We start from the raw sequence: 21,342 nt of genomic DNA, 5'->3' as shown, positions 1-21,342 counted from the left end.
TTGAATATAAGAAAAGCGTAAGCGCCCGTTTAGCGCAGGCAAACAGATAAGGATCCGACAGAAAAGGTGCTTTTTGCCAATACTTTCGGAGCGGTTATGGCCGAGGAGCCTGAGCGATTCCGCTCGCCATCGAAGCGCAAAATGATATACTTTCTTATCTCCTTAGAAAAAAGCCCTGATCAGATCAGGACTTTCTCTTGTGCAGCTTACTCAAATAATGAGGCAATTGCTGATTCGGGAAGAGCATTTTCTCCCCCGATGATGTAATACATTTTTGCTGAATCCGCATAAGCAGCAAGTGTATCGATTGTTGTCTGCTCAGCTGCTGCAGGATTTGTTAAAATCAGAGGATTGGCATGAACCGCTGCTGCAGCAGAACCCGACAAGGCATCCGGGTAGTTTGCTCCAGTTGCGATAAACGGACTTGTCATATTCAAATCAGCTGCAAAGTACTTGATAATGCTGCTGTTTGTTTCATAACGGGTTGCCCCGCTGATGCGTTTATGATTTGGAAAACCTTTGGCGATCTTATCAGGCACAGCCCCTGCTCCGCCAATTACAAGGGTTTGCTTCATTTTGCTTGATTTAACGTATTGATTCACAGAATCAGGGATTGCATTTTTCTTTGTTAAAAGAATTGGCATCGTTTTCGATGCAGCAATAGGCGCAATCGATAAGGCATCTGCAAAGCTTTCGCCGGTTGCAACGACAGCACGGTCCACTGTTCCAAGCTGTTTTGCGATATTGACAGATGTCTCGTAGCGGTCTTTCCCGCTGATTCTTGAAACTGTTGTCATGCCGGCTGCTTTTAACTCTTTTTCTACATTAGCTGTAATAACCGATGCTCCGCCAACCAAAATGACTTTTTTCGCTCCCAATCTCTTAAGCTCACTTTTTACAACTGCAGGAAGCTTATTTGTGTCTGTTAATAAAAGTGGAGCTTTGTTTTTATGTGCAAGCGGTGCTGCACTTAAAGCATCCGGATAATTTTTGCCTGTTGCCATCACAACAGTACCGGAAGCAGCAAAGCTTTCTTTTGATACTTTAACAGCTGTTTCATATCGGTCTGAACCAGAAATCCGCTCCATAGGAAGATTCATGCGGTCAAATGCTTTCACTGCTCCGAAAGCATCAAGACGGCCCCAGCCGGAAACTGTGTCATAGCCTGGAATGACTTCTTCTTCAGGGTATGGGTATTCTTCGTCATATGGATACTCTTCATAGTCATCCATAGGATTATCCTGTTCATCAAACGCGATGTCAGCGGCAGATTTCGTTAAGATTCCTTCTACTTCACCTGGTGTTAAATCTTGATTATGTGAAAGAAGAAGACCTGCCACTGCTGCAACATGAGGAGTGGCCATTGATGTTCCCGTCATATTCGTTACATTGCCATCAGGCATTAAGCTTGGAATGTCTGTACCTGGTGCAACAAGATCCAGGCCGTTTCCATAGTTTGAATAATCCGATACTAAATCGATGCGGTTTGTACCGCCTACAGAAATAACATACTTAGAAGAAGCAGGATAAGAAAGCTCTTCCATTCCGTCATTTCCGCTTGCTGCTACAACTGTTACATCATGATCATTTGCATATTTTAAAGCACTCTCGATAACGCGGCTGTATCCTCCGCCAAGACTTAAGTTAATAACTTGAGCACCTTGATCTACAGCATATCGAATGCCAAATGCGATTCCTTCAGTGTCTCCGCTTCCTGCTGCATCAAGGACTTTTACAGGAAGAATTTTGGCATGAGGGTTGATGCCCGCCATTGAATAATGGTTATTTGCTTCTGCCGCAATGATGCCTGACACATGAGTTCCATGTCCATTGTCATCCATGGCATTTGTGTTTTTCTCAATAAAGTTGTAGCCTTTTTCAGTCAGTACCTTGCTGCTTAAATCTGCAAGAGTATGATCTACTCCTGTGTCAGCTACAGCAATGACTGAATCACTGAGCTGCCTGCCTTTTAGTAATTTTTGAAGCTGTTCAAATTGAATGTCAGCACCCGCAATGCCGCCATCTTTTCCTTCATTTTTCAATGACCATTGATATGGATATTGAGCGTCTGCAGTAAATGCTTTGTACTGCTGCACAGGTTCTGCATATTCAACCTCCGGCAGCTTTGCAAGCTGTCCTGCAGCCGTTTTTAACGTTTTTGCTGAAGCTTTGAAATCAGCTGTGCTTCCTTCCACTTCCATTACATACATGTCAGGGAAAACCGATTTATTGGCTTTAAGCGGTGAAGCCGACTGAATACCGTATGATTTTGTTTTTGATTGAATGCTGCTTAACTTCTTGCCTTCTTTCAGTTTTACAATGACACGGTTTTCATAGCTGCTTGCCGCAGGTACAGAATATCCGCCTTTTTGTAAAATAGAAGAAACCGTCTTGTTCGTTACGTTTGAAATTCCGATGCTTTTCCCTGTTTTTTCAATTTGATCCTTCAGGAAAGACGGCACTGATTCAAGCGCTGTGCTGTATAAACGATTGATTGCATCTTGATCCGCGCCTGTAATTTTATACGTACTGCTGCTGCCCTTTGCGGCAACATCTGCAAACAAGCCTTTTAATTGGGTTAAATCCTGAAAAACGTTATCACGGATCGTCTTGCTGAAAACCATTTTTGTGCTTAAAAATGGAGCAATTTTGTAATACATGGAAGACAATTCTTTTCCATTTTCTGTTTTGGCAAGGACATCTTCACGGATGCTTCTCAAATCTTTTAATATAGCTTTTCCGTTTTCTCTTTCTTTTGTGCTGAGCTCAGCCGGACACTCTTCTGTGCTTACATATTCAGAAGGTGGAAGTGTGATCCCGTCGTAGCCGATTGTATAGGAAGCGGCTGGCATGGAAGGCTCTTCCTCTTCTTCCTCAATCGTCATCTCTTCTTCTATGTATTCTTCTTCCATAGCATAATGCTCTACTTTAATGTAAAAAGGTCCAGCCCATGCTGCCGGGAAATCAATGACTGCCGGCTGATCTGTATAAGAATATCCCATATATCTGTCAAATGCGCGATTATCAATGGCATTTTCAAGACTGGAATATACTGTTACGTTCAATTCAGCTTCTGATTGAAGTTTTACGCGCAGGTGCGTGTAATCTTTAATTTCAGCTTCCGTTGGATCGATTGTGTACCAGTGTACTTGTTCCGATTCCTCAAACAAACCTTCAACTGTCTCTGAAATGGTTAAATTGGCTTCTTCTTTCGGCACATCAGCTTCTGCTGCCTCAACATCCTTTACAGGAAATTGGCTGAAAAACAAGGCAAAAATCAGAATGACTGCCATGAAACTGCTAAACTTTCTTTTCGTCATTTGAAACCTCCGCTTAATAGATTCATAATATTTACAGTTTCTATTAAAACACAGAACCTCTCTTATTGGAAAAGTTTTCTATACAATTAAGGTAGATTTAAACAAGGAGCTGCTATCCGCAGCTCCTCGTCAGTATGAACCTATTCTTTTACAGCACCATATCTGATTTCACATATTGATAAAGAAGTTTTGCCGTATTTTCAAGCGAATCTTTATGAGTGCGCTCAAACGCATGGGACGAGTCGATCCCAGGTCCGATTAATCCGTGCACAATATCATTGCCGGAACGGATGGCCGCTGAAGCATCTGAACCATAATAAGGATAAATATCTAATTGATAGCCGATGTTATGCTCCTTCGCAAGATTCGTTAAATTTTTGCGGAGCTCATAATGATAAGGACCGCTTGCGTCTTTCACACAAATGGAGACAGTATACTCATCCGTTGACTGTCCGTCTCCCATCGCCCCCATATCAACTGCTAAATATTCAACGGTTTCAGGTGTGATGTTGGAGTTTCCGCCGTAGCCGATTTCCTCATTATTTGAAATTAAAAAATGAGTTGTATACGGGAGCAGCAATTTCTCTTCCTTAATCTGTTTCATAAGCTGAAGCAAAAGAGCAACACTTGCTTTATCATCTAAATGGCGGGATTTGATAAAGCCATTTTCCGTGATTTCTACTCGAGGATCAAAAGAAACAAAATCTCCGACTTCAATCCCGAGCGCGCGAACATCTTCCGCGTTTTTCACAACCTCATCAAGGCGAATTTCCATATTGGCCTGATTGCGTTCTGCTTTTCCTGCATCTTTGTAGACGTGAACAGAAGTCTGATGCATCAAGATCGTACCTGTAAATACTTTGCCTGAAGAGGATTCGATTTTGCAGTATTCCCCTTCAATCGAGTTGAAGGTAAAACCGCCGATTAAATCAATCGAGAGCCGCCCGCTCGCTTTCACTTCTTTTACAATTGCCCCAAGCGTATCGACGTGTGCTGTCAGCATACGGTGATTCGAATTGTCTTTTCCTGGAATCGTTGCAAGCAGTCCGCCTTTGCGGTTGCGCCTCGTCTCAATTTGACACTCCGCTAAATAGTTTTCTACATATGTAATCACTTCATTTGTATTTCCTGATGGACTCGGTATGGATACGAGTTCTTTGATCAGCTGCATCGTTTCATTCAATAGAATTCTCCCCTTTTGGCTGCTTTTTCTATATTATAGCAGTTTCCGGCTCTCTTAAAATAGCAAAACCGACTCCCCGTCATAGAGAATCGGCTGAAAGACATTATTTATATGAGATGATGCTGAGTCCATGAGCTTCAAGTTCAATCGCTGTTCCTGAAATCTCTTGACCTGTTAAAAGGCACGCAGCCTTCTTCGTTTCATTAGGAAGAGAAGCTTCAACTGTATGCTCTGCACCGTTTAAAATGAACAGGATCTTTTCATCCTTGTACATTTTTGTATACATGACATATTCATCTTTATTGCCGGCCTGCGTAAATTGAATTTTTCCCTTGTTGCCGAATGCCGCATTATTTTTACGAAGATCAATCATCTGCGAAATAAAATTCAATAAGTCGCTGTCCTGTTTCTTTTCATCCCAGATCATACACTTGCGGCAGCCGGGGTCCATCACACCCGTCATGCCGATTTCGTCGCCATAATAAATGCATGGAGCACCCGGTGAGGAGAGCAGAAATGCGAAAAGCTGCTTCACTTTAGCTGTATTTTCCCCGCAGACTGTAGCAATACGAGGGGTATCATGACTTCCAAGCAAGTTAAAGGCAACCTCTGACACTTGCTCAGGATACATAAGCAGTGCTTCTGATGTTCGGTTTATAAACTCTGATGCCGTTACTTTTCCGTGGGCAAAATAGTCGATTGCAACGCTTGTATAGGGGTAATTCATGACCGCATCAAATTGATCGCCCTGCAGCCAAGGCATGGCATCATGCCACACTTCTCCCAAAATATAAACCTCTGGATCGATGGCTTTTATTTCTTTACGGAACTCGCGCCAGAAGTCATGCGATACTTCATTTGCCACATCAAGTCTCCATCCGTCAATGCCAAATTCACGCACCCAGTAGCGTCCAACCTCAAGCAGATATTCCCGCACTTCAGGATTCCCTGTTCTGAGCTTCGGCATATTTTCAGAGAATCCAAATGTTTCATAATGAACCTTGCCGTCTTTTTTCAAAGGAAATTGATCAATGTGGAACCAATCTTTATACTTCGATGCTTCGCCGTTTACGACCACATCCTGAAACGGCGGAAACTCATAGCCGCAATGATTAAACACCGCATCAAGCATCACCTTAATGCCGTTTTCATGACAAACCTTAATTAATCTCTTAAACGTTTCTTTATCCCCAAACTGAGGATCAATTTCCAAATAGTCAATCGTATCGTACTTATGATTCGAAAATGCTTTAAAAATAGGGGTGAAATAGATGCCTGTAATGCCAAGCTTCACAAGGTAATCAATATGTTGAATGACCCCTTCAAAGTCGCCTCCAAAGCTGTTTGATGCTGTCGGCTCTGTACTGCCCCAAGGCAAGGAATTCTTAGGATTAAGTGCAGCATCTCCATTTGCAAAGCGTTCCGGGAAAATCTGATACCAGACAGTATCCTTTACCCATGAAGGAGCAGTAAAGATATCTTCTTCATTAATATATGGAAATGTAAAATAGTAGCCGTTATGATCCTGAGGTTTTTTATCAAGGAAACCCTGCTCTGTGTAAATCAGCGTTTGATCGCCTGAAACCATCTCAAACCCATACTTTAAACGTCTATGGGGAGGTTTAACAGCAGCCGTCCATATATCGTAAAGCTCAGTCTTTCCAAGCAGCGTCATCTCAATATGGTCTTCTGACTTCCATTTCCAGACTCCTTCACTTTCCTGCACCCATGTAAACGGATCACCCCAGATTAAATTCACTTTTTCTGCATCATTTTTCTTTGTCTGCAGACGGATGTGCAGCGTATCTTTATCATAAGCGTATGCAAAATTATTTTTTGGACGGTGGTATACCGCTTCTTTTAAGATCATTTTCAGTTCCTCCAATTATAGACTTAAACGTTTAAGTAGCGGTAAAAAAAGCAGAAGCTACTCTGCCGGTAAATACGTGTATTTTTCTAAATGCAGACCTCGATTATCTTTAATGAGATCAGATAAAACCTGAAAAGCAATCATTGCTTTAGAATTCTTAAATAAAACGGTTTTTGCTTCAGCAGAAAGGATTTCCGGACAATGTGATGTACAGATCACGGCATCACCCTTAATGTTCCGGTATTTTAATACAATGCCTGCCAAAAATTCGTCGAGAATAATCGCCGGCCGATCACTGTTCATTGACAAAAAATCAGCGAGGTCTTTTTCATTCTCCACAAGATGAATATTTTCTTCAGCAACCCCTGACGCCCTTTTAATTTGCTCAGTAAGTCCTGCGTTGTGAAACTTCTCCATAATTAAAACGGAGGATTCTTGTTCCAGCAGGTTTTTGGCAGCTGAAAAAGCTCCATGGTAATCATACATAACCTTATAAAAAAGTTCATCATCAATTACACTGTCAACGAGCACAAGCGGAACTCCTGCTGGAACCGTTTTTGAAATGCTGTAGAAAAAATCTTCCCGGACATCAATCAGGAAAACGCCATCCAGCTTTCGTTCTGCGATAATTTCAAGATTTGGTTTTTCGACATCAATACTTGAGAGCACAACGTGATAACCCTGTTTTGTCAGCAGCTGCTCAAGTTCAAAAATAAACTCGGCATGATATGAGCGCCGCCACACCCCTTCATGCGCAGAGCGGTTTAAGAGAATGCCGATTAAACCGGTTTTCTGCTTAACAAGTGATCTTGCAGCAAGGTTAGGCACGTAGTTCAGCTTCTTGGCAATCTGCAGCACACGTTCCTTTGTCTCTGCTGGAATTGATTGATTTTCTGCATTATTTAATACGTAGCTCACAGTCGCAACCGAAACATTCGCTTCAGCCGCAATATCTTTCATCGTTGCTTTTTTCATAGCTTTCACCATTTCTGCTTAATCGTTTAAGTTCAGTATACGGAAAAAAAAATTGAATGTCCAGAGAGAAAATACGGCCTCGCGCTGCCAGTTTGAACGTTGGTAAACATGAAAAGTGGCGGCATGCGTCCTTGTGCTGCCACTTTCATCGGTGCAGAACATGAAAAATGGCGGCATTTGCCCTAGTGCTGCCACTTTGATCGGTGCACATCATGAAAAATGGCGGCATTCGCCCTAGTGGTGCCATTTTGATCGGTGCACAACATGAAAAATGGCCGCATTCGCCCTAGTAGTGCCATTTTGATCGGTGCACAACATGAAAAGTGGCAGATTTCGTCCTAGTGCTGCCACTTTGAACAGAAAAACCGGCTGCCCAAGTAAGCAAGCCGGCTTTACCATCCTTCATACCGTTCTCAAAATCGGAAGCGTGCAGCATCTAAATGAGCCGCCTGATTTGATGATTTCAGTAATATCCACTTCTATAACATCGTATCCTCTGTCTCTGAGCTGCTGGTTCACATTTTGATTAACAGGAAGACTGATGATTTTTTTATCGCCGATCGACAGGACATTTGTGCCCATAGTGAATTGCTCTGTTTCCGTTACTTCGATTAAGTTGTAGCGTTTTCCAAGCATTTTCAGCTCTTTCTCTTCAAAAGCATCTGGGAAGACAAGGGCTTCCGTTTCAGACAGGACATTAAAAACGCAGTCGAGATGCAGGTATTTTTCATTAATTGGTACAGGAATGACTTCAAAGGCGGGAACGAGCGACTGCAGTTTTTCGATTGCATTCATGCACGTTCTGTCACTTACTCCTACGAAAATTGACGTTCTGTCAATGAGGACATCTCCGCCTTCAATCCGGTGTTCTTTCAGGCATTGCATTGGATAACCTTGTGAGTCTAGCCAGCTCCTTAGCACTTCTTCCTCACCCTGTCTGATGTCCTGGCCCATTTCTGATACAAAAACGGTTTTGCCCAAAGTGAAGCCGATGTCACGGGTGAACACTTGCTCAGGGTACTTTTCATAAGGAGTGAGCATGATTACTTCCGCTCCATTTTCTTCTAATGTTTTCACAAATTGCTGATGCTGTCTGACGGCAAGCCCGACGTCAATATTTTCATCGGCATAATGCCGCTGTGTTTCATTGATGACTTCTGTAATTCGCATATAGTTCGGCTGACAGACAAGCACCCTTTTTAATGAATCATATTCGCTGAAACAGGCTAATGTCTGATCTGGTTTTCGAATTGTCGTCAAAATAAATTCCCCCATAAAAGATTGCTTTTATGAAATTATTCCCTAAATGGCATAAATATTAAACTTATTTGTGACATTATCTTACGCCTATTTATTTTTATTCCTCTGTTAGTAATTGTCAAACATGTTAAATTGTTATATAGTTTTAAAGGTTGTACTATATATTTCTCATATGAGGCTGGAAACAATGAAAATGGAAAATGAACTAGAAGTATTGCGAAAAGAAAATCAGCTTTTAAAAGAACTCATCACACAATGGCCGTCTGCATTTACATATGTAAATCCGGAACTTGAACTTGCTGTCTGTAAAGAGAAGCCAGACACGCCTCCATCTATTTCGAAAATGACCAGCACACAGCTGACGGCTCACACAGATCAGCGCCTCTACCTATCATCATCTGAAAACGAATCATTTCATCATACAGAAGCTTTTTTATCCGACATTTTTGATCTGGTTGCCCATCATGTGGTATTTATTGATGAAGCAGGCATTGTTACCTTATGCAATCTTCAAGCAGCAAAAGATCACGGAGTCAGCCGGGACGAAATCATCGGAAAGCATTTAAGAGAGCTTGTAAATATTCCGGACGAACAGCTACTGACGCTTGAAACAGCCCGCACAGGGATTGAATTTGTTGACCGTGAAGTGCTTGATAAAAATTACGGCATCCTGAACACAAGAATCCTCTGGAATTCCAAAGGATCAATCAAACGGGTCATCGGGACCTTCTACTTTTTAAATGCCATAAAAGAAGCGGAAAAACAGGCGATTGCGGGAAGAATAGCGGCTGGAATTGCCCATGAAATCAGAAACCCTTTAACAACGGTAAGAGGATTTCTGCAAGTGCTTCAAGCTTCAGCAGATGCTGAGACGAAAAACTTGTTTCAAACGGTTTTAATACCCGAAATCGACCGGGCAAATAAAATCATTTCCGATTTCCTGAGCATCGCAAAACCTGCTGAAATCCGGTCTGAGCAATTCGAAGTGAAAGAGTTTCTGCTGAATCATTTAGGAAGAATTTTAGAAAGCGAATCTCTGCTTTACTCGATTGAATTGCATATAAAAATCGATCCCTCTGCAGATGGAATCTGCATTCTTGGAAATAAGGATGAACTGCTTCAGGTCTTTTTGAATTTGTTTCAAAATTCGTTTCAGGCGAAAAACACAGATCCGCTGAGCATACAGATCACCTGCATGCTCCAGGAAAACAGGCTGCAGATCAGCTTTTCTGATAACGGTCGCGGCATCATCCCCTCCGCTCTGAATCATATTTTCGATCCTTTTTTCTCCACTAAAGACAGCGGGACAGGTCTTGGTCTTTCTGTTTCGAAAAAAATTGTGGAGAACCATAAGGGTACAATGACGGCAAGCAGTGATGAATTTGGGACCGTTTTTCATCTTGAATTCCCTGTTTGGGAAAATCGGATTAAAAAATAACTCACATGAAAAGCTCAGAGTTATATGATATGCCCTGAGCTTTCTTATTATAAAAATATCTTTTGCAAAAGCCCGCTTATGAGTTTAAAAATGCAGTCTAATAACAATGATCATCATCTCTTAATCAGCATTTTATCTAATTCACGCACTTTGTCATAGGACTCTAAAAGGTGGTCGGGCACCATTGTTCTCCCATATTCCCATGCATTGTTTTCTATCTCAGCCATAAGTTCCTCTTTTTCATCATCGCCCCCATAGATCAGGGTTCTTAAATCATGTTTGTTTTTCTTAAAACTTAAATAATAGCCAATCTCATGATAAATAAGGATTTTAACAAAGTTTTCATCCGATTCTCTAATTCTCACTTTCCCTCTATATCCGTTTATTTGAAGATAATTGAATTTAATCGTATTCGTCGATACGTTATAACTCATATGTGAAGGCAGCTGATTATCAAATTCGAAATTAATATCTAAATGGTGATCATCTAATACATCTTTAATGATTTTTTCGATATTCCATATATATAACATCTTATCTCTCCCTATCTTTCAGGAATTTACCCTGCTCACTATTATTTCATAAGTCAGAGCTGAAATGAATCATGCTTATTAAAGAAATGCCCTCTGCATAAGAACATTAAACGATTCTTTTAATAGATTCTTTCTTATCAGCAGAATACCTTCTAAAATTAACCGATAGAACTATCTCAATAAAAAACGAGTAAGAAATCTCAGCGATTCCTTACTCGTCTTTTCGATTATCCATTACTAGCTCATCATAAATCAGCTTGCCGATTTCACTGATTGTTCTTCTGCCTGCTTCTTTGTTTTGAACCTGATCAATCAGAACAGCGGCATAAGCCGTCCGATCACCATATCGGATGATGGCGCAATCATGTTCAATACCTGGCAGCTCGCCGGTTTTGTTGCCTGCGTATACCTTATCCTTATCCATATGATAGGGAAGCTTGTCTGTAAATTGCTGCTTTTGCAGGATCTCTTCTATTTGTTTTCTGCTTACTTCCGTGAGAAAGCCGTCCTCGCCGATTGCTTTTAAGCATTTCAGCATGTCATCAGCAGCTGTCCAGTTATTCACACCATTTTTGATTGCTTCCAAATCCATCATTTCCCGGTTCAGCTCTGTGCTTGTAAGGTTCAGATCCTTTATACAGGCTCTGATCGCCTGTATGCCCGCTCTATGGATTAAAAAGTTAGTTGCTGCATTATCGGATACGACGATCATTAATGAAAGCAAATCTGAAACTGTTAAGACAGCATCATCTGAGAAAGACTGCAGGACACCTGCTCCGCCTGTTTTTTTAATATCATAAAGGTTCACTTTTTCATCTAATGAAAAAATACCACGCTCTTTTAGACGAAAAGCTGTCAGCAGGATGGGCAGTTTAATCAGGCTTGCCGATGAAAAAATACCGCGGCTGTTCTGTTCGATGATTTTCCCATCAAGATTGAGTGCGAGTCCAATTCTTCCCGGACAACTTTCCGTCACTTCCTGCAGCTTTCGCTCAAAGTTTACCGTCATTTCGTTGCTGCGATTTGAGAAAAATCCTGGTCGCCCATGATGCTCTTGTCATATAAATGACAGGCAACGAAATGATTTTCTTCTACTTCCTGCCACACTGGCTTTTTAGAAGCGCAGGCTTCCATCGCATAGGCACAGCGTGTTCTGAATACACAGCCGCTCGGGGGGTTCATCGGGCTCGGCAGCTCACCCTGAAGAATAATGCGCTCCCGCTTGTCTTCTATATCGGGATCAGGAATCGGAATGGCAGTCAGCAGAGCCTGTGTGTATGGATGGAGCGGTTTTTTGTACAGCTCGCTGCTTGCCGTCTGCTCGACTAGGTGGCCAAGATACATAACCCCGATGCGGTCGCTGATTTGTTTGACCATCGACAGGTCATGCGCGATAAAGAGATAGGTTAGTCCTTTCTCCTTTTGCAGACGTTTCATTAGATTCACAACTTGAGCCTGGACAGATACATCAAGTGCTGAAATCGGCTCATCTGCAATAATGAATTCCGGGTCAAGGGCAAGGGCCCGTGCAATGCCGATCCGCTGTCTTTGCCCGCCGCTGAATTCGTGCGGGTAACGGTTGGCATGATCACGGTTTAAGCCTACATCTTCTAGGAGCTGATGCACTTTTTCTGTACGGCCCTGTTTATTCTTGTACATGCCGTGAACTTCCATTGGTTCAGAAATAATTTCAAGGACTGTTGACCGCGGATTTAATGAGGCATACGGATCCTGAAAAATCATTTGCATCTGCCGGTAGTAGGCAAATTTGTCTTTCCCTTTTAAATCATGAATGTTTTTTCCGTTAAAAAGAACTTCTCCTTCTGTCTGGTCGTATAAACCGAGAATCGTCCTTCCGGCAGTGGATTTTCCGCAACCTGATTCACCGACAATGCCGAATGTCTCACCTTTTTTCACCGTGAATGAAATGCCGTCTACTGCTTTTAGAGTCGCCCCTTTACCAAGATGAAAATGTTTCTTTAAATTTCGTACTTCAAGCAAATTCTCCACTGTTATCCCTCCGTCTTTTGCCAATAGCGTCTAGCTGCACATAATTCCTTTTCATAAATGGTTCCTGCCATCTCCAGAATCTCAATGGACTTCCCGGTGTTCGGCGAATGAAGCAGTTTGCCGTCTCCATAATAAATGCCCACGTGATGAAGACTTCCTTTTCCTTCTTCGTAGGCAAAAAATAATAAGTCGCCTGGCTCCATCGCGTCCAGTTCAACTTTTTCACCTGAAGCAGCCTGATCATGAGCATCCCTTGGAATGATGTATCCATTTGCTTTGCACATTGTGTAGCTGAAACCGGAGCAATCAAAGCCAAAGCTGCTCATTCCGCCCCAGAGATAAGGAAGGCCGATGAATCTTTCGCCATCAGCCACGATGTCTCCGCCGTTTCCTTTTGGCACATTATCAAACCCATCAAAGATGGAAACATCCGCTGCGTTCAGTTTCCCTCTTCCAACTGGCGTTTCAACTTCAATCCATTCTGTTCCTTCGTTTAATACAGGCAAGATGGTTTGAAAACTCAATGCAAATTGAGGGGTTTCATCTTCAGCATAAAGCATTGTTTTATTGCTGTGAATGACTGCAATCGGACCTTGCAAAGATTCCCCAGCCTCTTCAATTTGACAAATTGGCATCCACCCCGGGTACCCTCTCTCATCCTTTGAAGAGGACTGAGCAGGAATAATCACATGTGCAAAGCCGCCCTGTTCTGCCAAGATCCATACTTCTTCCCCAAGCAAAGCCTGTGTCTGAATTCGATTTTCATTGCAAAGGGCAAGGCTTGTTTCATAAGTCAGTCCGCTCAGCCATGAATCAATGTCAGCCGGATTTACAACGGCTTGTTTATCCAGCTCCCGTGCTGTATCCTTTGCCGTCCATACGGTTGCAACAGATACCGCAACTCTGCCTTTTCGTAACGTCATTTTGTCATAACCTCCCCATCGTTTAGAAGAACATCAGAAATTCCCAGTCCATAGCTTTCTGAAAATGTCATTTTTCTGCCGCTATACCGGACTCCGCCCTCTGCAATTTCTTTTGCAAGCATGAGCGGGGCATCAAAATCAAAACGTGTAATGTTCTTTTTGGCTGCTGCAAAGTGGGCGGCGGCGGTAATGCCGATTCTCGTTTCAATCATGCTTCCGACCATGCATTCCACTCCACAGATTTCAGCAAGCTGATTGATGATGGAAGCTTGATAGATGCCCCCTGCTTTCATTAATTTGATATTAATCAAATCCGCACTTCTCGTTTTCAGCACGTCAAATGCCTGCTTTGGAGTAAACACGCTTTCATCCGCCATAATCGGCGTTTCTACGGAGTCTGTTACTTGTTTTAACCCCTCTATGTCATGAGCTTTAACCGGCTGCTCCACTAATTCTATGTCCAAGCCCAGGTCTTCCATTTTGCCGATGACATTGACCGCTTCTTTCGGCTTCCATCCTTGATTGGCATCGAGCCGGATTTTAATAGCCGGACCGACCCTGCTTCTGATTTCCCGGATCCGGTTAATATCCAGTGTGCTGTTGCCAAGCCCCACTTTAACCTTCAGCACATTAAAACCTTGCTGGACATAGGAAACAGCATCTTCTCCCATTTCGTGCACGTCATTTACACTGACAGTAAAATCCGTTTCCATCTCCTGTTTATATCCGCCTAAATATTGATAAAGCGGCAGTCTGCTATGTTTGGCAAGACAATCATAAAGGGCCATATCAACCGCAGCTTTTGCACTTGAATTGCCTGTTAAAATTGTTTGTATTCCCTGGAAAATAACTTCGTAGTTCAATAGATTTTTTCCGATTAGAAACGGTTTCAGCACTTGATGAATACTTGCTTCGATGCTCGGCAGACTGTCACCGGTAATCACAAGTGTCGGGGGCGCTTCACCCCATCCGGATATATCGTTTTCACACGTCACTTTTACGATGACGGATTCTGCCGTTACAACTGTCCGGAGGGCCGTTTTAAAAGGCTTTGTCAAAGGGACAGCTGCCCGAAATGTTTCGATTTTTTCGATTTTCATAGAAATCCACCCTTTTTAAAGAATCCCGCTTTCAATCACAACCGTTTTCTCATATGTATTCATTACTGCTTGTGTACCAAGCGGAATCGAGATATTAGGACTGCAGTGCCCGATTTTAAATCCTTTTAGTGCAGGTTTGTTTGCAAGTTTTATATAATGAGCAAGCACTTCATCAAGCGGAATCGACTTTTTCCGTTTTTGAGGAACACAGTTATGAAAATCAGCAACAAGAATACCTGCTGCATCCGTTAATTTCCCTGCCATATAAAGCTGATTCAGCATGCGGTCAACTGCGTATGGCTCTTCATCAATGTCCTCGATTAACAGCAGCTTCCCTTTTGTATCAATCTCAAAATCTGTACCGACCGAGCTTGTGATTAATGATAGATTCCCTCCAACAAGCTCACCGCTTACATTACCTTCGATCATAACTTCAAGGGGCGAAAGGGATTCGTCATAAGTAAGTGGACTCTTCTCAAAAAGCTGTTGAAAATACTGTTTTGTTAACGGAAGTACACCCGATTCTTCTCCAAAATCAGAGCTGAGCATCGGACCGTGAAACGTAACTAGACCGGTTTTCTGTATGATCGCTGTATGTAAAAATGTGATATCACTGTAGCCCCAGAAAATCTTCGGGTTTTTTTCAATAAGATCATAGTTTAAGAGCGAGGCCATGCGGGCTGTTCCAAATCCGCCGCACGCACAGATGATCGCTTTTACTTCTTCGTCCTGAAACATCGTATGAACATCTTCTGCTCTTTCTTCATCTGTTCCTGCAAGATATCCGTATTCACGTTCAATATGTTGTCCGAGTTTGAATTTTAAGCCTGTTTCTTCTAAAAAAGAAAGAGAGCGCTTCAGGTTCTCTTTATTTGGAGGACTTGCAGGGGAAATGATGCCGATCGTGTCGCCTTTTTTTAACGCCTGAGGTTTTATCATTCTAGTAGTCTCCTTTATATAGAAAAGGGATGTTCAAACAGCTGAACACCCCTTTTGCATGGCTTACTTCTTATCTGCCCATTTTAATTCTAAATATCCGACAGGGTGACGGACGATGCCTGATACATCTTCATTTTGCAGGTAAACCTGGTTGTAGAAATGGATCGGAATGATCGGTGCTTCTTCAAATAAAATCTTTTCTGCTTTGTACAGCAGCTCAAAGCGTTTTGCTTCGTCAGACTCATTTTTAGAGTCTTTGATCAATTGATCATACTCGGCATTTGTCCAGCCTGTGCGGTTCATGCTGTGTCCTGTCTGGAAGTTCTCAAGGAAGTTCACAGGATCAGCATAGTCTGCTAAGAAAGAACTGCGTGACAATTGGAATTTCAAAGCCTTCTGATCTGTAGCGAACACGTTCGCTTCCAGGTTGGCAAGCTTCACATCCACACCTAAATTATCTTTAAACATTTGCTGCAGCGCTTCTGCAATTTTCTTATGAGTATCATCTGTGCTGTAAGTCAATGTTACTTCAGGCAGCTTGTCATAGCCTTCTTCTTTCATGCCTTTTTCAAGCAATGCTTTAGCTTCAGCAGCATCTGTTTTCACAAGGTCGCCGCTTGTCTCGCGGAAGTCTTTGCCTGATGGATCTTTAAAGCCGGGTGAAACGAAGCCATATGCAGCTGTTTCCTGATTTTTTGTTACGAAATCAACGATTTGCTTTTGATCGACAGCCATTGCGAATGCTTTCCTGATGTTGACATTCTGGAACGGTTCAAGCGTTACATTCATGCGGTAGAAGTAATCTCCAGCCTGCTCCTCAACATTTGCTTTTCCTTCTTCAAAAAGAGATTCTGCCAAGTCAGCCGGTACATCAGATGTATCCAGTTCACCTGTTTGATAAAGCTGATATTCTGTATTTGTATCTTCTACGATAGCCCAATGAACGCCGTCAAGCTTCACGCTTTTTGCATCCCAGTACTGATCGTTTTTCTTCATCATAAATTCTTTGTCATGCTCCCATGACTCTAATGAGAATGGTCCGTTTCCGACAAACGTGTCAGCTTCTGCAAACCAGTCCGGTGTTTCTGTCGCAACTTTTTCATTCACCGGGAAAAATGCCGGGTTTGCAATCACACTCAAGAAGTATGCTTGAGGACTGATTAATGTAACCTCAAATGTTTTTTTGTCAACAGCTTTCACTTTGACATCATCTGCAGAGCCGGTTCCGCTGTTGTAAGCTTCTCCGCCCTCAATAAAATACCCTAAAAATGCTGCTCCTGATCCTGTCTCAGGATTTAAAAGACGTTTCCATGCAAAGACGAAATCATCAGCTGTTAAATCATCGCCGTTTGACCATTTTGCATTTTCGCGGATGTGGAATGTGTACGTTTTGCCATCTTCTGAAACGTCCCATTTCTCAGCCGTTGCCGCTTCAGGCTCATGATCTTTCCCCAGACGAGTAAGACCTTCCATTAAATTGTTCAGCGCATTCCATGAAACAGCGTCAAATCCGATAACCGGATCAAACGAAGTTGGTTCAGCCCCATTGTTCAAATGCAAAATTTTCTCTTTCTCTTTTTCATCTTTTCCTGTGTCTTTTCCTGCACTCTCATTTGCTGTACATGCTGCAAGAACGAATACAAGCAAGGCAGTCAGGAACATCGCCATCCACTTTTTCATAATTCTCCCCCTCTTAATCTTGATCTATAGGTTATTTCATTGATGCTGCAGCTAATGCGCGGCTGTCCTGCAGCCAGCAGTCTACCTGGTGCTCTTTGCTTAATGCTGACGTAAAAGGATACACGTGGTCACATACTTCCATCGCATATTCGCACCTTGCCGCAAACGGGCACCCTTCAGGAGGCGAAAATAAATCCGGCGGCGAACCCGCTATCGGAATCAGCTCTTCTCCCTCAATATCAAGGCGCGGGATGGAACGAAGCAAACCTTTTGTATAAGGATGCTGAGGCTGATAGAAAATTTCTCTTCTAGAGCCTGCTTCCACGATTTTTCCGGCATACATAACAGCAACGCGGTCAGCAACTTGTGCGACCACACCAAGGTCATGGGTAATCAGAATAATGGAAACGCCTGTTTTCTTCTGAATGTCACGGAAAAGATCGAGAATCTGAGCCTGGATCGTTACATCCAGTGCGGTCGTCGGTTCATCCGCAATCAGCACTTCCGGTTCACAGACAAGCGCCATCGCAATGACGATTCTCTGCCTCATTCCTCCGCTGAATTGATGCGGATACTGCTTTAAGCGCGCTTCAGGACTTGGGATGCCAACAAGGTTCATCATCTCGAGAGCTTTTTGTTTTGCTTTTTCTTTCGGCATGTTCTCATGCTGGATAATGCCTTCCATGATTTGATCTCCGATGGTGAGCGTCGGATTCAGAGCTGTCATCGGATCCTGGAAAATCATTGAAATGTCTGCGCCGCGAAGCTTTCTCAAGTCTTTTTCCTTCATTTTTGTTACATCTTTTCCTTTAAAAAGGATGGAGCCTGAATCAATCGTTCCCGGCGGTTCAGGAATAAGGCGCATAATACTTTGTGAAGTCACACTTTTTCCGCAGCCGGATTCTCCGACGATTGCGAGCGTTTCGCCTTTGCGTAAATCAAAGGTTACTCCCCGCACAGCTTTTACACGTCCTCCGTATGTTTGAAATGAAACGTGGAGGTCATTTACTTCCAGTACTTTTTCCATGATGTTACCTCCTTAGCTTTGGATCAAGCGCATCCTGCAGTCCGTCTCCTAGCACGTTAAAGGCAAACATGGTCAGAGAGATGCACAGGGCAGGAAAAAAGAGGCGCCACCAGTGTCCTGTTAAAATTGTTGAAAGAGCGTCACTTGCCATTACACCCCAGCTTGCAAACGGAGCCTGAATGCCAAGCCCGAGAAAACTCAGGAACGCTTCTGCAAAAATGGCAGATGGAACGGTAAGTGTAATTTGAACAATAATCGGGCCCATTGTGTTCGGCAGCAGGTTTTTCCGGATGATCCTGCTTGTTTTGGTGCCGAAGGATTTAGATGCATGTACAAATTCATAGTTCTTGATTTGCAGCACCTGCCCCCTTACAATCCTCGCCATCCCGATCCAGCCTGTGACGGTCAGGGCTACGATAATCGTAAATAAACCAGGTCCCATCACGACCATGAGCAAAATAACGACAAGCAAATACGGAAGGCCGTACAGGACTTCAACAACGCGCATCATGTAATGATCGATTTTGCCTCCTTTATAGCCGGCAATGCCTCCGTAGAGTACGCCGATTGCAAAATCAATTAATGCGGCAATTGCTGCAACGAAAAGCGAAATTCTTGCTCCGTACCATGTTCTAGTAAAAACATCGCGCCCAAGTTCATCTGTCCCGAACCAGTATTTGGCTGATGGAGGCAGATTTTGATCTGTCAGAATTTGTGTTCTGACAGAATGAGGTGAAATAATTGGTCCAAAAATGGCCATGCACGCAATAAAAATCAAGAAGATCATGCCTGTCATCGCAAGCTTATTTTTACGCAGTCTTCTCCAGGCATCGTGCCAGTAGGAAAGACTGGGTCTGACGACGGCTTCTGCAGCCTGCCTGTCCTTTGATTTCGGAACAAACCAATCATCAGGGATATCCCGGGAAGGATCGTGCTGTTTTCTGAGCTCCATTATCTTCCCTCCCTTTTGTTTAATTGAATTCTTGGATCTAAAATTCCATAAGCTACATCGACAAGGAAAAGCATCACGATCAGAATCGTGCTGTAGAAGACAGTCGTGCCCATGATGACTGGGTAGTCGCGTGTACCAATGCTTTCGATGAAGTATTTTCCCATGCCGGGAATCGCAAATATTTTCTCAATAACAAATGTTCCTGTTAAGATACTTGCTGCAAGTGTGCCAAGGACTGTTACAACCGGAAGGAGGGCGTTTCTAAGCGCATGCTTGAACACGATTTTGACAGGTGAAAGTCCTTTTGCACGGGCTGTTCTAATGTAATCCTGAGTCAGCACCTCAAGCATGCTTGAGCGAGTCAGACGGGCAATAATGGCCATCGGTCCTGTAGCAAGCGCGAGTGTCGGCAGAATCATGTGCATCGGACTCGACCATGTCGCAGCAGGAAGTATTTTTAAATTAACGGCCAGATTTTGAATTAAGAGGGTCGCCATGATAAAGTTTGGAACGGATATTCCAAGAACGGCGATGGTCATCGCTAAATAATCAATGAATCCGTTGTGGCGGAGGGCTGCAATGATGCCAAGCGCAATCCCTGAAAATACGGCTACTACAAGAGTGACAATCCCAAGTTCAAAGGAAACCGGAAAGCCGCGGCCAAGCAATTCGTTGACTGTCTGCGAAGACTTTTTGATGGAAGGTCCAAAATCAAACGTGACAAGTGACTTCATGTACATGGCATATTGCACAGGAAGCGGTTCGTCCAAATGATAGAAAGCTTCAAGATTTCGCTGTACGGCTTCGCTTGTTCCCCGCTCTTCGTTAAAAGGCGAACCTGGAATGGTGTGCATCAATACGAACGTGAGCGTAATAATCAGCCAAAGCGTCAGAATCATGGAAAGCAGACGTTTAAAAAGATATGTATTCATAAGTTCTCACTTCCTAACAGAATGTCGTTCTCATCGCAAGCTCCGTCATGACAAGCATCGCCCGGTAGGCTTCAAGAATGTCGCTTGCCTGGAAACGGACTATCGTGGTGTTTTCTACGTGCTCTGTTCCGGGCATAAGTGCTGCCCATTCAGCTTGTCCATAGTTTGCAAACTCAATGGCCATAAGCGGACGGTCTGGAGGAGTGAGCGGCTTTACGTTTTCTCTGTTCTTAATGGCAAGGGCTGTCTTCTCTTTAAGCAGTTTCCCTGCTTTGACCGGTGTCAGTGATTTTACGACCGACCTGGAAATCGTCTCCTTTACGACAGCTGTGGTGATGTTCGGAATGAGTGATTCTGCTTCCATTGCTGCCTGATCGTCTCCAGCCACCATAATGACCGGAACCCCATGATAGCCTGCAACGTATGCATTAAAGCCAAGCTCCCCTACCGCCACATCATTTATGTAGATCTCTCTTACACCAAAAATCATTGTGTGGGACATAACACCTTTTTTAGATGCGCGTGCATGATAACCTGTGAATATTGCACCGTAAAAACTGTCATCAATCCCCTGCACCATACTGTACGGCTTAACATCCCCGGTAATGAGCTGAGTTTCAGGATGCAGCCTTTCAATGAGCAAATTGTTCATTTTAGAGTGACTGTCGTTTACAATCACTTCTTTCGCACCAGCCAGAAAAGCCGATTCAATGACATAATTGGCTTCATCTGTCATGATTTCCCGGCCGCGTTCATAATTGTGCCTGGATGAATTCACATGTGTCTCATCAGCGAGTCCAGTGATTCCTTCCATGTCTACTGAGACAAATATTTTCACCCATACTCCCCCTGTTTGTATTGCTAATTTTCTTAAAATTATAAATTAAAAATCATTACTTTACAATAACATTTACATAAAAATGCACAACCACGAATAGATTTACTTGTTTTACCATGGATAAAAAGACCTAAAAAATACACAATTTAGCAGTATATTTATGAAGGATAACCTATTCTTTTTTTCAATTGATAGAGGAAAAGAAGGAGTTTTACAAGTGGAATGAAAGACAATAATTTTAACAATAAAGAGGAAAAACCCTTTATTCATAAAGGGTTAAAAAGTTTATTCATCCATTAATACTATTGATCAGCTTAATGACCGGACATTTATCCCGATCTGCATACTTTGCATTTTACATA

Annotated in this window: 17 protein-coding genes; 1 reads left to right on the top strand and 16 read right to left on the bottom strand. The window is 42.9% G+C overall.

The window, feature by feature from the left end; genetic code table 11:
- Positions 1-206: 206 nt before the first annotated feature.
- The 5 genes from ABEQ24_RS01585 to ABEQ24_RS01565 all read right to left on the bottom strand — a co-directional run bounded on the left by ABEQ24_RS01585 (position 207) and on the right by ABEQ24_RS01565 (position 8,623).
- Entirely contained in the window at positions 207-3,320 is a 3,114-nt protein-coding gene (locus ABEQ24_RS01585; protein ID WP_430005125.1) for a cell wall-binding repeat-containing protein, read from the bottom strand.
- Between the two features lie 148 nt (positions 3,321-3,468).
- Positions 3,469-4,491 carry a M42 family metallopeptidase gene (locus ABEQ24_RS01580; protein ID WP_430005285.1) on the bottom strand — a complete coding sequence of 341 codons (1,023 nt, stop codon included), beginning with the start codon at positions 4,489-4,491 and terminating at the stop codon, positions 3,469-3,471.
- 115 nt (positions 4,492-4,606) lie between these two features.
- The gene (locus ABEQ24_RS01575; RefSeq protein ID WP_430005284.1) at positions 4,607-6,370 is read right to left on the bottom strand and encodes a glycoside hydrolase family 13 protein; all 1,764 of its coding nucleotides are present in this window, start codon (positions 6,368-6,370) and stop codon (positions 4,607-4,609) included.
- Positions 6,371-6,430: 60 nt separating this feature from the next.
- Complete coding sequence (locus ABEQ24_RS01570; protein ID WP_430005124.1) at positions 6,431-7,348, bottom strand: LacI family DNA-binding transcriptional regulator; 918 nt, start codon at positions 7,346-7,348, stop codon at positions 6,431-6,433.
- Between the two features lie 402 nt (positions 7,349-7,750).
- Positions 7,751-8,623: a dimethylarginine dimethylaminohydrolase family protein gene (locus ABEQ24_RS01565; RefSeq protein WP_430005123.1), complete on the bottom strand. Its 873-nt coding sequence runs from the start codon at positions 8,621-8,623 to the stop codon at positions 7,751-7,753.
- A 172-nt stretch (positions 8,624-8,795) separates the two neighbouring features.
- Between ABEQ24_RS01565 and ABEQ24_RS01560 the strand changes: the two genes are divergently transcribed.
- Complete coding sequence (locus ABEQ24_RS01560; RefSeq protein ID WP_430005122.1) at positions 8,796-10,046, top strand: two-component system sensor histidine kinase NtrB; 1,251 nt, start codon at positions 8,796-8,798, stop codon at positions 10,044-10,046.
- 113 nt (positions 10,047-10,159) lie between these two features.
- Here the strand turns inward: ABEQ24_RS01560 and ABEQ24_RS01555 are convergent, their stop codons facing one another.
- From ABEQ24_RS01555 to ABEQ24_RS01505, 11 genes are all read right to left on the bottom strand, one after another.
- Entirely contained in the window at positions 10,160-10,579 is a 420-nt protein-coding gene (locus ABEQ24_RS01555; protein ID WP_430005121.1) for a hypothetical protein, read from the bottom strand.
- A gap of 211 nt (positions 10,580-10,790) precedes the next feature.
- The gene (locus tag ABEQ24_RS01550) at positions 10,791-11,588 is read right to left on the bottom strand and encodes a serine hydrolase (RefSeq protein WP_430005120.1); all 798 of its coding nucleotides are present in this window, start codon (positions 11,586-11,588) and stop codon (positions 10,791-10,793) included.
- The gene (locus ABEQ24_RS01545; protein WP_430005283.1) at positions 11,585-12,595 is read right to left on the bottom strand and encodes an ABC transporter ATP-binding protein; all 1,011 of its coding nucleotides are present in this window, start codon (positions 12,593-12,595) and stop codon (positions 11,585-11,587) included. The genes ABEQ24_RS01550 and ABEQ24_RS01545 overlap by 4 nt, the downstream gene beginning before the upstream one ends.
- The gene (locus ABEQ24_RS01540) at positions 12,592-13,512 is read right to left on the bottom strand and encodes an NlpC/P60 family protein (RefSeq protein WP_430005119.1); all 921 of its coding nucleotides are present in this window, start codon (positions 13,510-13,512) and stop codon (positions 12,592-12,594) included. The genes ABEQ24_RS01545 and ABEQ24_RS01540 overlap by 4 nt, the downstream gene beginning before the upstream one ends.
- Positions 13,509-14,612 (bottom strand): dipeptide epimerase, encoded by a 1,104-nt coding sequence (locus tag ABEQ24_RS01535; protein ID WP_430005118.1) that lies wholly within the window; start codon positions 14,610-14,612, stop codon positions 13,509-13,511. The genes ABEQ24_RS01540 and ABEQ24_RS01535 overlap by 4 nt, the downstream gene beginning before the upstream one ends.
- A gap of 15 nt (positions 14,613-14,627) precedes the next feature.
- Positions 14,628-15,551 (bottom strand): S66 peptidase family protein, encoded by a 924-nt coding sequence (locus ABEQ24_RS01530; protein ID WP_430005117.1) that lies wholly within the window; start codon positions 15,549-15,551, stop codon positions 14,628-14,630.
- 63 nt (positions 15,552-15,614) lie between these two features.
- Positions 15,615-17,231, bottom strand: coding sequence for a peptide ABC transporter substrate-binding protein (locus ABEQ24_RS01525; protein ID WP_430005116.1), 1,617 nt, complete (start codon positions 17,229-17,231; stop codon positions 15,615-15,617).
- Between the two features lie 31 nt (positions 17,232-17,262).
- Entirely contained in the window at positions 17,263-18,258 is a 996-nt protein-coding gene (locus ABEQ24_RS01520; protein ID WP_430005115.1) for an ABC transporter ATP-binding protein, read from the bottom strand.
- Between the two features lie 4 nt (positions 18,259-18,262).
- Positions 18,263-19,210, bottom strand: a complete 948-nt coding sequence (locus ABEQ24_RS01515) for an ABC transporter permease (RefSeq protein WP_430005114.1) — start codon at positions 19,208-19,210, stop codon at positions 18,263-18,265.
- A complete protein-coding gene (locus ABEQ24_RS01510) occupies positions 19,210-20,142 on the bottom strand; it encodes an ABC transporter permease (RefSeq protein ID WP_309191075.1) in 933 nt (310 codons plus the stop codon). Before ABEQ24_RS01510 ends, ABEQ24_RS01515 begins: the two co-directional genes overlap by 1 nt.
- A gap of 13 nt (positions 20,143-20,155) precedes the next feature.
- The gene (locus tag ABEQ24_RS01505) at positions 20,156-20,980 is read right to left on the bottom strand and encodes a M55 family metallopeptidase (protein WP_430005113.1); all 825 of its coding nucleotides are present in this window, start codon (positions 20,978-20,980) and stop codon (positions 20,156-20,158) included.
- Positions 20,981-21,342 lie beyond the last annotated feature (362 nt).

It is taken from the genome of Metabacillus idriensis, from assembly GCF_050483325.1.
GTDB lineage: Bacteria > Bacillota > Bacilli > Bacillales > Bacillaceae > Bacillus_P > Bacillus_P idriensis_A.
Note: the sequence above shows the minus strand (reverse complement) of the source record. Positions and strands in the feature narration are given on the sequence as shown.

Bases quoted from the DNA above. Each gene is read 5' to 3' on its own strand.
- ABEQ24_RS01515 (WP_430005114.1), bottom strand. From the start codon at position 19,210: ATGGAGCTCAGAAAACAGCACGATCCTTCCCGGGATATCCCTGATGAT.
- ABEQ24_RS01565 (WP_430005123.1), bottom strand. From the start codon at position 8,623: ATGGGGGAATTTATTTTGACGACAATTCGAAAACCAGATCAGACATTA.
- ABEQ24_RS01530 (WP_430005117.1), bottom strand. From the start codon at position 15,551: ATGATAAAACCTCAGGCGTTAAAAAAAGGCGACACGATCGGCATCATT.
- ABEQ24_RS01560 (WP_430005122.1), top strand. From the start codon at position 8,796: ATGAAAATGGAAAATGAACTAGAAGTATTGCGAAAAGAAAATCAGCTT.
- ABEQ24_RS01585 (WP_430005125.1), bottom strand. From the start codon at position 3,320: ATGACGAAAAGAAAGTTTAGCAGTTTCATGGCAGTCATTCTGATTTTT.
- ABEQ24_RS01570 (WP_430005124.1), bottom strand. From the start codon at position 7,348: ATGAAAAAAGCAACGATGAAAGATATTGCGGCTGAAGCGAATGTTTCG.
- ABEQ24_RS01525 (WP_430005116.1), bottom strand. From the start codon at position 17,231: ATGAAAAAGTGGATGGCGATGTTCCTGACTGCCTTGCTTGTATTCGTT.
- ABEQ24_RS01540 (WP_430005119.1), bottom strand. From the start codon at position 13,512: ATGACGTTACGAAAAGGCAGAGTTGCGGTATCTGTTGCAACCGTATGG.
- ABEQ24_RS01555 (WP_430005121.1), bottom strand. From the start codon at position 10,579: ATGTTATATATATGGAATATCGAAAAAATCATTAAAGATGTATTAGAT.
- ABEQ24_RS01550 (WP_430005120.1), bottom strand. From the start codon at position 11,588: ATGACGGTAAACTTTGAGCGAAAGCTGCAGGAAGTGACGGAAAGTTGT.
- ABEQ24_RS01510 (WP_309191075.1), bottom strand. From the start codon at position 20,142: ATGAATACATATCTTTTTAAACGTCTGCTTTCCATGATTCTGACGCTT.
- ABEQ24_RS01535 (WP_430005118.1), bottom strand. From the start codon at position 14,612: ATGAAAATCGAAAAAATCGAAACATTTCGGGCAGCTGTCCCTTTGACA.
- ABEQ24_RS01520 (WP_430005115.1), bottom strand. From the start codon at position 18,258: ATGGAAAAAGTACTGGAAGTAAATGACCTCCACGTTTCATTTCAAACA.
- ABEQ24_RS01580 (WP_430005285.1), bottom strand. From the start codon at position 4,491: ATGCAGCTGATCAAAGAACTCGTATCCATACCGAGTCCATCAGGAAAT.